General features: G+C 40.7%; 12 protein-coding genes. 5 read left to right on the top strand and 7 right to left on the bottom strand.

Going from position 1 to position 14,959, the window contains the following annotated elements; translation table 11 throughout:
- Positions 1–61: 61 nt before the first annotated feature.
- Positions 62–805: a 1-(5-phosphoribosyl)-5-[(5-phosphoribosylamino)methylideneamino]imidazole-4-carboxamide isomerase gene (locus NU887_RS04630; RefSeq protein ID WP_258422190.1), complete on the top strand. Its 744-nt coding sequence runs from the start codon at positions 62–64 to the stop codon at positions 803–805.
- Positions 806–998: 193 nt separating this feature from the next.
- Here the strand turns inward: NU887_RS04630 and NU887_RS04625 are convergent, their stop codons facing one another.
- A complete protein-coding gene (locus NU887_RS04625) occupies positions 999–2,237 on the bottom strand; it encodes a class A beta-lactamase-related serine hydrolase (RefSeq protein ID WP_258422189.1) in 1,239 nt (412 codons plus the stop codon).
- Between the two features lie 75 nt (positions 2,238–2,312).
- Positions 2,313–3,368, bottom strand: coding sequence for an aminotransferase class I/II-fold pyridoxal phosphate-dependent enzyme (locus NU887_RS04620; protein WP_258422188.1), 1,056 nt, complete (start codon positions 3,366–3,368; stop codon positions 2,313–2,315).
- 245 nt (positions 3,369–3,613) lie between these two features.
- On the opposite strand from NU887_RS04620, the gene NU887_RS04615 reads away from it, so the two are divergent.
- The 3 genes from NU887_RS04615 to NU887_RS04605 all read left to right on the top strand — a co-directional run bounded on the left by NU887_RS04615 (position 3,614) and on the right by NU887_RS04605 (position 6,945).
- The gene (locus NU887_RS04615; RefSeq protein ID WP_258422187.1) at positions 3,614–4,414 is read left to right on the top strand and encodes an alpha/beta fold hydrolase; all 801 of its coding nucleotides are present in this window, start codon (positions 3,614–3,616) and stop codon (positions 4,412–4,414) included.
- Positions 4,415–4,556: 142 nt separating this feature from the next.
- Positions 4,557–5,234 carry a hypothetical protein gene (locus NU887_RS04610; RefSeq protein WP_258422186.1) on the top strand — a complete coding sequence of 226 codons (678 nt, stop codon included), beginning with the start codon at positions 4,557–4,559 and terminating at the stop codon, positions 5,232–5,234.
- Positions 5,235–5,250: 16 nt separating this feature from the next.
- The gene (locus NU887_RS04605; RefSeq protein ID WP_258422185.1) at positions 5,251–6,945 is read left to right on the top strand and encodes a capsule assembly Wzi family protein; all 1,695 of its coding nucleotides are present in this window, start codon (positions 5,251–5,253) and stop codon (positions 6,943–6,945) included.
- 58 nt (positions 6,946–7,003) lie between these two features.
- On the opposite strand, the gene NU887_RS04600 is transcribed toward NU887_RS04605, so the two are convergent.
- From NU887_RS04600 to NU887_RS04580, 5 genes are all read right to left on the bottom strand, one after another.
- On the bottom strand, positions 7,004–8,320 hold the full coding sequence (locus NU887_RS04600) for a serine hydrolase domain-containing protein (protein ID WP_258422184.1): 1,317 nt from the start codon (positions 8,318–8,320) through the stop codon (positions 7,004–7,006).
- Between the two features lie 107 nt (positions 8,321–8,427).
- A complete protein-coding gene (locus tag NU887_RS04595) occupies positions 8,428–10,863 on the bottom strand; it encodes a TonB-dependent receptor (protein WP_258422183.1) in 2,436 nt (811 codons plus the stop codon).
- A gap of 219 nt (positions 10,864–11,082) precedes the next feature.
- Positions 11,083–11,688, bottom strand: coding sequence for a superoxide dismutase (locus NU887_RS04590; RefSeq protein WP_258422182.1), 606 nt, complete (start codon positions 11,686–11,688; stop codon positions 11,083–11,085).
- A gap of 105 nt (positions 11,689–11,793) precedes the next feature.
- Complete coding sequence (locus tag NU887_RS04585) at positions 11,794–12,237, bottom strand: nucleoside deaminase (RefSeq protein ID WP_258422181.1); 444 nt, start codon at positions 12,235–12,237, stop codon at positions 11,794–11,796.
- A 76-nt stretch (positions 12,238–12,313) separates the two neighbouring features.
- A complete protein-coding gene (locus tag NU887_RS04580; RefSeq protein WP_258422180.1) occupies positions 12,314–13,444 on the bottom strand; it encodes a hypothetical protein in 1,131 nt (376 codons plus the stop codon).
- Between the two features lie 328 nt (positions 13,445–13,772).
- Between NU887_RS04580 and NU887_RS04575 the strand changes: the two genes are divergently transcribed.
- Complete coding sequence (locus tag NU887_RS04575; RefSeq protein ID WP_258422179.1) at positions 13,773–14,957, top strand: Na/Pi symporter; 1,185 nt, start codon at positions 13,773–13,775, stop codon at positions 14,955–14,957.
- The last annotated feature ends 2 nt before the right edge of the window (positions 14,958–14,959 follow it).

Here is a 14,959-nt window from a genome sequence, read left to right as displayed (position 1 = left end):
AAGTTTTGGACTTTGCCTGACAGGGTTTTCAACAATTTCCCAATTCAAACCTATTGGAGCTATGACTGATTTTGACATCATCCCCTCAATTTGGATCATCAATGGCAAATGCGTCCGCCTCAAAAGAGGGGATTTTGCCACGGAGGAAGTAATTTCCAATAACCCATTGGAGATTGCCCAAGCTTTTGAAGACCATGGCATCAAGTGGCTGCACTTGGTGGACTTGGATGGTGCACGCAGGGGAGAACCTAAAAATTACCATATACTTGAGGCCATAGCAGGCTATACCAACCTGATTGTAGATTTTACAGGAGGGATTTCAACAGATGGGGATTTGTTGAAGTGCTTTGAATATGGCGCAAAAACCATCACGGCGGCATCCGTGGCCGCATCTTACCCGGAAAGGTTTGCGCAGTGGTTGGTAACATATGGTCGTGAAAAAATCATTTTGGCAGCCGATACCAATCCTGAACATATGAAAATCAAAACAAGGGGATGGTTGAAGAAAACTGAGATTGACCTTTTTGACCATATAGAAAATTTCTACGATAGGGGCTTAAAATACCTGAAGGTTTCAGATGTCACCAGAGATGGGGTGATGGAAGGGCCTAATTTTGAATTGTATAAAAGAATATTAGAGAAATTTCCAAAAGTCCATCTTGCAGCCAGTGGGGGTGTCCGAAATATTGATGACTTCAAGAAGCTCAAAGACATGGGAGTGACTGCTGCAGTTTTTGGGAGGGCATATTACGAAGGCCTGATTACCCTCAAAGACCTAGACAAGTTCATGTCCGAGAATACATAAGACGAACCAAATGTTTGCATTGCCCTAGCCAACAATATGTTGGCTTTTTTTATGTTGAAGTACCAAAGTCAGTGTCCTCACGACTTTCTGATTCAAAAATGTTTTTTATGGCAGTGAAAACAAGCCATGGGTGAAAAATCAAATGTTTTGAACCTTCCTTCTGCGAAGGTCAGCGATATCTGCGGGAGAAGATTTATTTATAAGTAAACCGGAATTCTGAAAGATCGGGCTTCCTTTCCTTTTTTCTTTTCAATTCCAGTTGGTATAAATATTCCCCCAATTCCGCAAAAAACGGAAAGCCAATGGAATCGTACTCATAGACATCGTCATTGAGGGTTTCGTCGGCATTGGTATAAATCACCGCAGATACAAAAAACTCTGTTCCCGTCTCATAATCCACAAAATAAGTACCGTCCAATAAGTGACCGTAAGCATTCCCTGTTTTGTTGAAAATCCTGAAGCGCTCAGGAATGGGGTTTTTATCGGTTCCGAATTTGAAAAATTTCGAGTAGCTGTCGTAAAATTCCGGCAATTCGTATTTGGGATAGTCACTTTCTAGCGGCAACATGGACATATATTTCAGGACAAATTCCCTGTCTTTTTCGCTGATCTGGAATCTTTGCTCAGGAGAAAAATTTTCAGGGAAAATTATCCTTTGGACGACACCGTGAAGGTCCGAAAGCGCAAACTTATTCTTGAACGTAAAATCCATCGGCGTATTTACCAGTTCGCCATTACTGTAGTAAGCCTTTCCGATGTTTGGATGGTCCGTGTTGGCGTAGATTTCTGATGTTTCCCTTGCCGGGATTTCCATCAAAATATTCCCAACGCTGTCCACAAAACGAATTGGATTGAAATGTCTGTTTTCGGCCTCGCTAATCGGCATGCTAAGCCGGTGGTTGATCATTGTATTGTTCAGCCCCTTTTCCTTAAGCTTTGTATTGATATAATCTTGTCCCAAGAGTTCGTACAACCTGTTATACGCATCATTGTCGCTGACAAGGAGGATTTTTTTGATGTATTGGGCGATGCTCGGCAGGTTATTTTCTGCCGAACTGTCAACCAAAGCGGGAAGCTGAGAAGGCCTGACCGAATCGGTAAGCATGATGGTATTTGCAGTAAGTCCGGGTAGATTTTGCTCAGCCAACCATTCCAAAGCCAAAATCGCAACAGGAAGCTTGACCGTGCTGGCAGGATAAAAATAAACCTGATCATCGAGACCCACATTGAAATCCCTGAAAACAGGATTTCCCAAGGAATCCCTGTCGATCTGTGTGTACAGAATCTGAGTTTTGTAGGTCTCGGGATGCTCGAAAACCTGCCAGAGAACAGGATAGCTTTCCGGAATATCCGCAAATGGAACAGGCTCTTTTTGGGAACAGGAAATCAGCAGAATTCCAATCAGGAAAAGGAAAACAGGTTTTTGTAACATGCGCATCAAATTTTGCTATTTGACTTCAAGTAAGCCATATTCATTTTTTTACCCAAACAACAGGTTCAAAAATCTTCAGATAAGGCTTGTAATGGCCTTGTAGAGGATCAGGATATCCGACTCTTCGTGACAGCCCGAAATCACGATCCTGTTTGCAAAGGGATCGGTGGGCTTTGGATAGGGAAAAGAGGAAACGATGATACCTGACTCTTCAAGCTCGGTAACCCAACTTTGATCGGGAAAGGAGAAAACAGGGAAATCGCTGGATTGAAGGAATTCGGATTGTTCTCCCAATAAACTTTTGAAGAGGCTGAGGTTGGATTTGGATTTTGTGCGCTGCGCTTCAAAAAGATGCTGTCCCTGAAGAAATGCCTGCAAAAATCCCGGCGTCGGTGGCGAGGAAGTACGGAAAATAGACATTTGGGAGATTCCTGAAATGGTTTTTTCATCTGCCAAAATGATTCCGGCTGGTAGCGAAAGTCCTTTTCCCAAGGAACCAGAAATGACCAAATTGACAGGAAGATTTTTCCATTGGCTATACGTTCCAAAGATATCCTCACCCAAAATCCCAAAAGCATGGCTGTCGTCGATGAGTAAAGTATAATGGTGCCGTGATGGCAATTCCCTGATCCAATCAAAATCATGGACAGCAGGCTTCAGCGGATCAACGGCATTGGCCAAAAACAGGATCTTGGAGGTGGGAAGATTCTCGCAGGTTTCTTTGACATAGTCGATCCAATAACCAAAACTTGGGTTTGGGAAAGGGTGAAGTCCCTCAGCCAAAACAGCCGGATGTGTATCAGGGGCAATAAAAATCTGATGGGCATCTTTCTTTAAATACGAGATGGCGGCAGTTCCGGCCAAAAAACCGCTGCTCCAAACCAGGGATTTTTCAGCCTTTGCCTTTTCTGCAAAAAACACCTCAAACTGCTCGTAGACAGACAATCGGACATTATTGACCCGGCTGAGGCCGTGGCTGATTCCGTATTTGGAGATTCCTTCGATGACCAGTTTTTCGAATGCTTCCACCCCTCCCATACCCAGATAGGCCGTACCGCTAAAAAACAAAAACTCCCTGCCATCTTGGACGACGGTTCTTCCGATTTTGGAGTGGAGGTCAAGAGGATTCATTGTTTGGTCAAATTGAGTTGGCATTCAACGATGCGGAGATGCGGAGGATATTTTTTCTGAGTCACTAATCTAGGACAATTTCCAATTAGGCCTGTTTATCCTTATCAATTTCTAATAAGTAAGTTTCATTTTTTGTCCAAATTTTATTTTCAAAATAAAAATTTTGAAACACTAACTTTGCGAATTGCTGATTAATTCCTGTATTTAGAATAGAAGTTACCTCAATCTTTTGACTTAGGAAAAAAATGAAAAAACCGGTTTTTTTTATCCTCATGTTGTTCTTGGGTATTACTTCTGTTCAAGGTCAATCCAAAGACAAAACCTATGTTTTGGTCCACGGAGCCTGGCATGGGGCTTGGTGTTGGTACAAGATAATCCCTTTGATGGAAGGTAAGGGTTACAAAGTGATGGCGATAGACCTCCCAAGCCATGGTAATGACACCAATTATGCTGATTCGGTAATTTTTTCAGATTACGTAGAAAAGGTTACAAAAACTGCCAATAATATAGAAGGTGAAGTGATTTTGGTCGGCCATTCAATGGGAGGAACTGTCATTTCGCAAGCGGCAGAAATCCTTGGAAAAGTCAAAGTAGCCAAACTTATCTATATCGATGCGTTCTTGCCCCAAAACGGGGAATCAGTAAGTTCCTTGGCCGGATTAATTGAAGCTAGCTTACCAAAGGACAGTTCAAGGATGACAATAGGAAATGGCTTGATTGTAAGTAAAAATGGAAAGACCTCCACTTTCAAACCGGAAATAGCAGATATTCTGTTTTATCATGACTGCACCCAATCAGATAAAGATTATGCCCATAAACATTTAAGTCGCCAATCATTTGCTCCATTGGGAACTCCTGTAAAGGTGACTGAAGAAGTTTTTGGTAACATTCCAAAATATTTTATTCTGTGTACAGAAAGTAAGGATTTGGACAAATCATTGTTGCCTACTAGAGTCAAATGTGAGAAAACAGTAAAATTGAAATCTGGGCATTCTCCTTTTTTTTCTATGCCAGATGAGTTGGCTCAGCTTTTGGTTGAGTTTTAATTACTTTTTCAATCATTTATAATTCGCTGATTTTACCCTTTCAAAAGGTTCTTATTCCATCAAAAATTCATTTATTTGTAATCCGATTGTCACCTGTAAGTTCCACTATACAGTGGTTTTGCAAAAAATACTCTTCAATTGTATGCTTCCCAAGATTAACCTGTCTTTACCCTTTTTTTTCACGCTTTTGATTATTTCGCTTGGACTCGGTTCATGTCAGCAGGATACGGTTTGTGACTGTGAGGGTGTGGATGAGGTTTATTCCAATGATTTTTCAAAATCTGATTTGACCAATTTTGAAAATGGAAGACTTTTGGTTTTCCAAAGGGATACCCTTTTAGGAAATTACAACAATGAGGAAGTTTCCCTGACACTGCAGCAATTGCCGAAGCATAACATTGTCAAAGTGACTGTAGAGATTTGGATCCATGATTCATGGGACGGCAATCCGGATAATGCCATTGGCGGCCCTGATTTTTGGTACATGAAAGTGGAAGGAGAAGAAGTGATGCGTACGACTTTTTCTAATACACCCTGTGAATCGACTTTTTGCCCAAGACAATCTTACCCGGCCGATTATTTCAGACAGAATTTTCCAAAAGAAGGAGCAATCCGTACCAATATTCCGGGACTTTGTCATCTCGCCAATCAGCCCAACAACACCACTGTTTATAGGATTTCAAAATTGGTCAAGCATACAGATCAAAAAGTAAAGGTTACTTTGGGGGATCAGCTGCTGCAGACAAATAGCCCAAATCCCAAGTGTGACGAAAGCTGGTCTTTGGGCAAAATAGAAGTGTCAACCTTATTTGTGATGTGATCATATGAAAACAGCGATGAAAACATCTCTCAGGTTAGGTTTGGTTATTCTTCAGTTGCTCCTTTTTGTGGAGGTTTCTTTGTCCCAATCAGTGGCGGTTGGCACGCCTGTCCTGGAGGACTACATGCGCAGGATGCAGCTTGAGGGTAAATTAAATGACCTGAGCAGTTTTATGATCAGGCCAATCCTTCCTGTCCATGCTTTTGACCGGGAAGTGGGTTTTGACCTTGACAGTACTTTTATTGATATAGATACCTCTCCATACTATGGATTTTTGGATGAGGAAAAAAAGCTGAAATTCTTCATAATGCCTGTCACCAACAGGTTTCAATATGCTTCGAATTATGCATTTGGCCTGAATGATGGTGCCATGATTCCTAATCGGGGCATGCAGAATATTTTCAGCATCGGGGCGTATCTTGAATATGGAAAATTCAGCCTTCAGCTTCAGCCGGAATTTTTCCTAGCCCAAAACAAAGATTACCTAGGATTTCCTATAGAGCACCAGTCTACTATTCTTTATTACTTTGAATATATGAATAGGATTGACATGCCGGAGCGGTTTGGGACCGAACCCCTCAATAGCCTTAACCTCGGACAATCCAGTCTCAGGTTCAACCACAAAGGAATGTCCCTCGGTATTTCGACTGAAAACCTGTGGTGGGGACCCGGCAAAAGGAGTTCATTGCTAATGAGCAACAATGCTCCCGGCTTTTTACACTTTACCCTCAACACCCAGAAGCCGATAAAAACCAAAATCGGACATTTTGAAGGGCAGTTAATTTCAGGTTTTCTAAAAAGCACCAATTACCCCTCTCCTCATTCAGATTATGTTTTCCAACAAAATCCTGTTTTGGTTCCAAAAAGGGAAAATGGTGACAGGTATATCTCCGGCTTGATTTTTACCTATCAGCCTAAGTGGTTGCCAGGTTTGTCACTGGGTTATGGTTCTGTAAACCATATGTACAGGGCAGACATGGAGACTTTTGCTGATTATCTTCCTGTGTTCAATGGAGAAAAAGGATTCTATGCAGTCCACAATCCTACAAGAGACCGCAGACAGCAGTTCAGTTCAGGGTTTTTTAGATGGTTGAGTTCAGAAGGTCATTTTGAGTTTTACGGAGAATACGGAACCAACGGCAACAGTATAAGGACTGCCGATTTTCTCATTACTCCAGAGAGAAACAGGGCGTTTACACTTGGATTCTCAACTTTGATCCCATTGAAAAGAGACAGGCAGTTTATCCAGATCAGTTCGGAAATGACCCAGTCAGGTCAGACGATCAGGGAAAGCATCCGAAATCTGGACACTTGGTACATTCATAACCATGTCAGGCATGGTTATACCCATCAGGGACAGGTGTTGGGGATTGGATATGGGCCTGCTGCCAATGTCAATTGGGTAGAATTGGGATGGGTAAGGGATTTCAGCAAAATCGCCTTTCATATGGAAAGGATAGTCTATAACAATGACTTTTACAATTTCAGGTTTGAGGCTTCCAAGGATTGGCGCACCAAATATGTGGACTTGGTGCCTTCCCTTGTCACAGAGTGGAGATTTGGTAATCTCTTGGCGCAAGGAAATTTTCAATATGTCAATACCTGGAATTATAAATGGTATTTGGAAAACCAGCCTGATATATACTTTGTGCCGGGTCTCGACAGGGGAAATCTCGTCCTCAATATTGGACTTACTTATATCTTAAAGTAAAAAGAGGCTTTTATTAAAGCCTCCTTTCAAGTTGCAAACCGTTTCACTTTTAGATTCTTTATTTTTTGCTAAGGACGAAATTTCCTGCTCCCTGCTTCAGGGTCATTTCCTTGGTTTCGGGATTGAATTCCAATGTCAATCCTGCCGGGGTAAATATGAAAACATGTTCCTCTTTGTATTCTAGGGAAAATTTGGGTTGTCCGGTAGCCTGACCGATCAATGTGGTATTTTCTTTGGTGATAGTCACTTCCAATGGGAAAGATGTACTTCCATACACACCGAGATACACATCCAGATCTTCAGTCTTGAGGGGATTTGCCGAAAAGGTGGGAATAGTATATTCTTTTCCAAAATACGCACTCAATACCGCAATGGCAGCTTGGTTTGGGTCTATGTTGGATCCGTTGACTGCCATGGCGAAAGCAAGTTTTTCGTCCTGAAAATATCCCAACATGGACTTGAATTCGTCTATACCTCCTGTGTGGCCATAAGATACTTTGTCATAAAAGGGAATGGCAAACATGCCTCTACCATAATTATCCCTCATCTCCTTCATTAATGCAAGACTGGCAGGGGATATGATTTTCCCGGCAAAAAGTCCTTCGATAAATTTGGTTAGGTCCTCGGTAGTGGAGACAATTGCTCCCGCTCCCAAGGGAATGGACATGTCCGTTTCTGTTTCTTTTTCCCATTTCCCTACAAATTTGTAAGAATAGGATTCCTTGGAGGCAGTGGTTGTTTTCTGTCCCACATAGGTATTGGCTAATTTCAATGGATCGGTGATGTGTTTTTTCAATAACATTGGATAGGACTGCATGTAAACATCTTCGAGGATCCATGTGAGCAATACATAATTGGAATTGCTATAATCCGCTTTGGAGTCTGGTTCAAAATCGCTGCCGCCTTCCTTGATGATGTCATAAAGTCCTTTTCTCGACTTATTTTGGGTGTTCCACTGGAGATAATCAGGATTTGAGGTGAAGCTGTGGATTCCACTTCTGTGGTTCATCAATTGGCTGATGCTGATGTCAGAGGCATTTTCTATTTCCGGAAAGAACCTGTCGATTTTTTGGTCAAGGCTGATTTTTCCTTCTTCCACCGCCTTCAGAATAAGGGCAGAAGTAAACATTTTTGTGATCGATCCTACCCTGTATTTCGTGGCAGAAGAAGCAGGAATATTGGCTTCGATATCCGCATAACCAAAGGCATTTTGGTAGATAACCTTCCCCTCATGGGAGAGGGTGACAGAGCCCATTAATTTCTGATTTTCAGCCAAAGTCTCAAAATATTGGTCGAGTTTGGCTTTTTCGAAGTTTTGTGCAATCAGGCTGTGGAAAAAAAAGATTGCGATCAGGGTTGAAAATAATTTTGCCATGAGGATTGATGTTTTTAAATAAAATTGGTTAAGACCTTAAATTACAGTAAGAAATTTACTTTTGCCCAAAAACCCTATACCAAAATCGGTATAGGGTTTAGGCATATTTAATTGTCCAACCTGTTTCTTTCTTCTGTACTTCCGCTTCTGTTGGAGATTTTGAAATTTTCTCCTTTGGCAAACTTGTACCTCAAGGTGAACCTTACACCCTGATTGCTTCTATATTGCTGGAAGCTTGTGTCTATATTGTCAAATACCACTGCTGCCTTGATGATTTGACTTCTGAAAAGGTCAGTTCCATTTACCGTGATGCTCAGCTTGTCTTTCATCAGGTTTTTTGAGATTCCGGCATCTACCCAACCAAATCCCTTGATGGCAGCTTGACCATATTGGGAGGGGCCAATGTACATCGCCATCAATTCACCCCTGAATCCCGCAGGCAGGTTGAAGGTGTGTTGGGTTCTGAGAGTCAGTGAAGTCTGAGACACATCCAACAAAGCGTCACCGATCATGGATTTCCAACGGGCATTGTTGACTTGGACCATATTGCTGGTATTCCACCATTTTCTTATTTCCACAGGAATCATTGCCCTGAAATTCCAGTTTTGGGATTTATCCAAATTGGCTGTGTAGGTTGTTGTGGTTCTGGTTTCCTCATCCTGAGTGAATATTTGCTGAAACACATCGGTGGTCAACGAATATCCCAAAGTAAACTGATACTGACCTTTGATGACATGATTCATCTCTAGGTTGTTGGAATATTGTGGCTTGAGGTAAGGATTTCCCTGCTCTGTAGTCAATGGATCAATGTAGAAAATAAAAGGGTTCAGCAAGCGATAATTTGGTCTATTGATCCTTCTATTGGCATTGTAGATGATTTGATAGTTTTTGCTGACTTCCTGCTGCACAAAGAAACTTGGGAACAGGTTGATGTAGTTTTGTTTGTTTACTTGATCAAGAGTAACGGAGTTTCCGGTGATGTCCGAATATTCTGTTCTCAAACCTGCCTGATAGCTCACTTTATCCGAAAATTTGCTTTTGTAAGTAGCGTAAGCGGCAAGGACATTTTCTTCATAGATAAACTTGTTAGAATTTGGGTCCTGCTCAAAAGGCTCCTCTTCGATGGCTTTACTGAGGTCTAGGTTGTTGTCTGATTTTACCCAGCTTCCTTTAAGCCCTGTTTCCAAAACCCTACCTTTTCCAAGTGGTTTGGTAAAGTCGACTTTGGCAGTGAAAATGGTATAATCCATGTCATTGAGCGTCAAGATATAGTCTCTGGCAGCAGTTGGCTCATTGTCATTGATCCATCTATTGTTTGAAAGCAATGACTGGGAATTTGATTTCATTTTGGTATAATCCACGTCAGTAGTGAATTTTGTCCCGAGTGTATCCAAAAGTCCTACATAATGGAAGTTTCCAAAAATTCTTTTGTTATTGCTTTCGCCGTCATTGTTTGATCTTAGAAAGAAGAGGTCATCAGTTCCCGGATTGTTGATTTCGGTAAATGACTTGCCGTCATTTTCACCATTGTAATCAGAAGCCTGGATATTGATTCCTACGCTGTGTTTGTCATTGATTTCATAATCTGTCCCACCGGTAAAAAACAAGCTTTTGTTGATTGTAGTGATCTTGCTGCTTTGGTCAAAGTTTGATACACCTTCTTCCAACTGGAAGTTTCTGTTGATATTGATATCGTTCAAGAAATTGAATTCATTGTAATTTAAGTTGGCGGTATTGGTCCATTTTCCTTTTTTGACATTCAATGCGATCCCTGCATTTGGTCCGAAAATGCCATTGTACATGCCCCCGGTCTGAATATTTCCAAACATGCCGTCTAGGTTATTTTTCTTTAACCTGATATTGATCACACCTGCAGTTCCTTCCGCATCAAATTTTGAAGTAGGGTTGTTGATGATTTCTATGCTTTTGATGTTGTCCGCTGGCATGGATCGGAGAAAGTTGGCAAGGTCATTGGCCGACATATAGGTCTGTCGGTCATTGATCATGACAGTCACTCCAGGACGTCCGTTGAGGTTGATGTTATCATTTTCGTCGACATACACACCTGGAGATCTTCCGATCACATCCAAGGCTGTATTTCCATCTGCCATGACAGTGCCTTCGACATTGATGGTGGTTTTGTCTGCTTCGACGATGATATCCGGTCTTGTAGACCTTACTGTTACTTCTTCAAGGTTTCCTGCTTCTTCCTTGAGTGAGATTGCTCCAAATTCTTTGTTGGATCCCACCTTGATTTCAAACTCTTCTGATTTGAATGTTTCAAAACCTATGGAAGATACCACAAGATGGACTTTTCCGGATCTGGCAGTTTCGATCAGAAATTCACCTGAGTCGCTTGTGACAGCTCCTGTGATCAAGGTTCCTGTCTGAGCTTCTACAAGTGCAACATTGACAAATGGCAGTGACTCTCCTTTTTGGTCTTTTACCTGTCCGGTTATCAAAGCGACATCTTTTGCCGCGAGGTTGCTTAATCCTAAAAAGAAGAAAAAGAGGACTGTAAAAATCTGAATTGAAATTTTCATGGTAATAGGTTGGTTTAGTTTTCTAATGCTGTACCATCCCTATTGAAAAATGAATGCCAATAAATAAAAAATTTATAAACAGCTGAAAAACAACTGATTAAATGTAAATGGGATTTTAATGTCTGTACATTACCGAACACAAAGAACGTTCGATAGGAGTACAAAAAAAGCCTTGGAGACTTAGTTCCAAGGCTTTTATATTGTTGTTTAAAGTATCAATTACTTCGCAGCTGCATATCTTTTTGCCACTTCTTCCCAGTTGATCACATTCCAGAAAGCAGACACATAATCAGGTCTTCTGTTTTGGTAATTCAGGTAGTAAGCATGTTCCCATACATCAAGACCTAGGATTGGAGTTCCCGGACACTCAGAAACATCCATCAATGGGTTGTCCTGATTTGGAGATGAACATACACAAAGTTCCTTTTTGGTATCTACACAAAGCCAAGCCCATCCCGATCCAAAACGAGTAGCCGCTGCTTTTGCAAACTCCTCCTTGAATTTTTCAAAAGAACCGAATTTTGCATCAATGGCAGCACCGATTTCGCCTGTTGGATTTCCACCGCCGTTTGGTTTCATGATTGTCCAAAATAAGCTGTGGTTGTAATGTCCGCCACCGTTGTTTCTTACAGCAGCGTTGCTACCCGCTACTTTCATCAATTCTTCGATGCTCTTGTTTTCCAGGTCAGTTCCTGCAATGGCATTGTTAAGGTTTGTAACATAAGCATTGTGGTGCTTGCCATGGTGGATTTCCATGGTTTTGGTGTCGATATGCGGCTCAAGCGCATTGAAATCATAAGGAAGTTTTGGAAGTTCAAAAGCCATTTTTATAAAGGTTTATGGTTAAACATAAATAATGAAATTCTATTGTCTCGTACCTAAGTTCAACCAAATTGAATTTAAAAAGGTTCTAAAAAGCCCTAAAATCAATCAATTTCTTAATTTTTTGAAGAATTTATCCAAAAGCGCTTTGGATTCTTCGGCCATCAAACCACTTGTAACTTTTGTTTTGGGATGGAGGAGGTTTTCTGTTAACCTTGAAAATCCTCTTTTTGGATCAGAAGCTCCGTAGTGAATTTCACCTAATTGAGCCCAAAATGAGGCTCCTGCACACATCGCACAAGGCTCGAGGGTTACATACATTTGGCATTCTGTCAGGTATTTTGCGCCTAAGGCATTTGCTGCAGAAGTAATGGCCAGGATTTCTGCATGGGCAGTCACATCCGTGAGTTTTTCGGTTTGGTTATAAGCTTTGGCAATAATTTTATTCCTGCACACAATGATAGCCCCGACAGGAATCTCACCATCCTCAAAAGCAATCTGGGCGAGTTTCATTGCTTCATTCATAAAGTATGCGTCCGTGTATAATTCCATTTTAAAGTTTTGTTCAAAAATAAAAATGGCGTAGATTTTTTTCAAAACCTACGCCATTCTTTAGGATATGATTTATTTACCTGAAGTAATCAAACACCTCATTTCTTACACCCTCATTGATGATCAATGCCATGACCAATGAAACAATCAGGCCTATGGTTGCTTTGGTAAGGTCTTTTCTGGTCAGGTACAAGGCCTGCACGATATTCAATTTCCTTTTTTCGAGTTTTTTGGATTTTGCCAAAGCAATGGCAATTTCTCTACCTCCCAATAATCCAATGAAAACCCAGGTTGTACTCATCGGGATATTGTTGGCCATTTTAAAATAGAATAAGATAATAGCATACACTAGGTCCACTAAGGTGGCTGCCCTTACATCAGTAACCCTGGTTTTTTCATTGACTACAGATTGAATCCTGTCACCCTTCATGTAAAACAAGAATCCCAGTCCTATGAAAATAAAACCAGCAAAAGCTACGAATTCCCAAACATTCAGACTCCTTGGAAGAAAAACAGCAATGTTGGCAGCATCTTGCATGATCCAAACTCCCCAAAGTATACCTGAGGTAATCCATTGTAAGACATCCCAATATGGCTTAGGTTTTCCTTTCAGGTAGGTTTCTACAAATTTTTCAAGTATAAACCACACTATAATTGCCAAAGTAAATGCAAGAATATATCCAATAAAGGATTTTTTCATCACATCTACGATTGTGCCAGCCTTATAGGTAAAAACATTTAATAACAAGAAAGTAGTGGAAACGGGCATCCTCAACCTGGTCATTACCAAAAGTACGATCGGTGCTGCGAGTTGGAGGAAGACAAAACTTTCCGGGGCTTTTTCCAATCCCGGTACCATTAATCGCTGGTAACTTACATCTCCATTGTAGGTAAACCAACTGAAGGTAACTGTTCCTAAAAAAATCAATCCCATAAATAGCCAAAGCCAATACCATTTTCGATTTTGGTTGGACGCAATAAATGTACCGATGGTCTGAATACTGTCGTTGGCTATCGCAGAATAGGCCGCCAAGATAAAACCAAACCACATTGCCCAATAAGTATAAGGAGAAATAATACCTGCTATTGAAACCAAAATGCAGATCGTGACTAAAAATGTTCTTTCTTTCTTAGTAAAATCAAAAAGTGAATAGGCTGCTTTGGATAGGGCATCCTGATTTATATTTTGGTCTTTAAGCTTGGCCATGTTGGATATGGGTGAAAGATTTTTTTCCGGTGCAAATTTAAAGAAGTTTATTGGCAGTCAATATTAACAAATTGTTAAGGCAAACTTCACTTAAAAATCGAATATCACCTTTAAATTTTTAAAATGGGCCATATTTCAGACTCAAATTACCCTATTTAGGACAAAAGAACAAAATGAGCTGTGTTTTTTTCCAATGGCTAAGGTTTGATTCTCAAAAATTTAATGTTAACAAAATATTCATCCTAAATCCCGCTTTATTAATTTGCTTTACTTTTATTTTGCACCTAAATTAAAGGGAATTAACCCCTTAATGAGGGGTTTTATATAAATGGCCGAACTCAAGGAAGCTAGTCAGAAGTCCAACAAGGGATTGATAATTTTTCAAATGCTGTTGGCATTTGTTCTTTTCATGTTTTCTATTGATTTGCTGACCATGTCTATGGTCAAGTTAAACAATAACTTGGCTGAAGAACTTTTTCAGGCGACCAATAATCCATTTGTAGGACTTTTTGTAGGATTGCTGATTACAGCATTGGTTCAAAGCAGTTCAATGGTGACATCCATGATTGTAGCCGTGGTCGCCTCGGGCAACCTGACTTTGATGCAGGCGGTTCCTATGGTGATGGGAGCCAATATCGGAACCACTTTGACAAGTACCCTCGTGGCTTTCTCATACATCATGAAGAAGGGTGAATTCAAGAGAGCACTGACAGCGGGTGTCGTGCATGATATTTTTAATATCCTCACCGTAATGATTTTATTCCCTTTGGAAATTTACCTTGGGTTTTTGAGCAGATCGGCAGCGTTTATCACCAATACTTTTTTTGATGCCAATACTGAATTTGTAGGCGAGTATACTTACAATGTGTTGTTTACCAGACCATTGACTTCATGGCTGGTAGACTTCCTCAACAGTCCGATTATGGGTTTGATCTTGTCGATAATTCTGGTATTTTTTTCTATAAAATTCCTTTCAGACACTGTATTTAGGACTTTTATTTCAACCAATTTTGAAAAAGTGAGCCGACAGATGTTCAAATTTCCATATGTGTCGTTCTTGTATGGTTTGTTTTTTACCGCAGCAGTCCAATCAAGCACTGTTACCACTTCATTGATTGTTCCTGCAGTGGCAAACAGGAAAGTATCTTTATCAAAGGTTTTTCCTTTTATTATTGGGGCGAACCTTGGCACTACTATTACAGCTGTCATTGCCTCGCTTTATAAGACTGAGGCAGCGATCAGCATAGCTATTGTCCACATTCTGTTCAATTTTTTTGGAGCGCTGGTGTTTTTACCTTTTCCAGGGCTTAGGAACATTCCTGTGAAACTGGCGACTTTTCTGGGAGATCAGTCCGTCAAAAGGAAATTTGTTGGATTTGCTTATATCCTGCTTACTTTTTTCATCATTCCCTTTATTTTGATTTACCTGAATAAGGATGAGGGTAAGGCAAGTCATGATCAAAACTCAAGTCTGCCACCCCAAACAGAAATCTCATCTGAAGCTGGACAATAAAA

Source organism: Aquiflexum gelatinilyticum (genome assembly GCF_024741135.1).
Lineage (GTDB): Bacteria > Bacteroidota > Bacteroidia > Cytophagales > Cyclobacteriaceae > Cognataquiflexum > Cognataquiflexum gelatinilyticum.
Note: the sequence above shows the minus strand (reverse complement) of the source record. Positions and strands in the feature narration are given on the sequence as shown.

What these genes read in the sequence shown, in the direction of transcription:
- NU887_RS04630 (WP_258422190.1), top strand. Translation starts at nt 62, where the DNA reads ATGACTGATTTTGACATCATCCCCTCAATTTGGATCATCAATGGCAAA.
- NU887_RS04625 (WP_258422189.1), bottom strand. Translation starts at nt 2,237, where the DNA reads ATGTTACAAAAACCTGTTTTCCTTTTCCTGATTGGAATTCTGCTGATT.
- NU887_RS04620 (WP_258422188.1), bottom strand. Translation starts at nt 3,368, where the DNA reads ATGAATCCTCTTGACCTCCACTCCAAAATCGGAAGAACCGTCGTCCAA.
- NU887_RS04615 (WP_258422187.1), top strand. Translation starts at nt 3,614, where the DNA reads ATGAAAAAACCGGTTTTTTTTATCCTCATGTTGTTCTTGGGTATTACT.
- NU887_RS04610 (WP_258422186.1), top strand. Translation starts at nt 4,557, where the DNA reads ATGCTTCCCAAGATTAACCTGTCTTTACCCTTTTTTTTCACGCTTTTG.
- NU887_RS04605 (WP_258422185.1), top strand. Translation starts at nt 5,251, where the DNA reads ATGAAAACATCTCTCAGGTTAGGTTTGGTTATTCTTCAGTTGCTCCTT.
- NU887_RS04600 (WP_258422184.1), bottom strand. Translation starts at nt 8,320, where the DNA reads ATGGCAAAATTATTTTCAACCCTGATCGCAATCTTTTTTTTCCACAGC.
- NU887_RS04595 (WP_258422183.1), bottom strand. Translation starts at nt 10,863, where the DNA reads ATGAAAATTTCAATTCAGATTTTTACAGTCCTCTTTTTCTTCTTTTTA.
- NU887_RS04590 (WP_258422182.1), bottom strand. Translation starts at nt 11,688, where the DNA reads ATGGCTTTTGAACTTCCAAAACTTCCTTATGATTTCAATGCGCTTGAG.
- NU887_RS04585 (WP_258422181.1), bottom strand. Translation starts at nt 12,237, where the DNA reads ATGGAATTATACACGGACGCATACTTTATGAATGAAGCAATGAAACTC.
- NU887_RS04580 (WP_258422180.1), bottom strand. Translation starts at nt 13,444, where the DNA reads ATGGCCAAGCTTAAAGACCAAAATATAAATCAGGATGCCCTATCCAAA.
- NU887_RS04575 (WP_258422179.1), top strand. Translation starts at nt 13,773, where the DNA reads ATGGCCGAACTCAAGGAAGCTAGTCAGAAGTCCAACAAGGGATTGATA.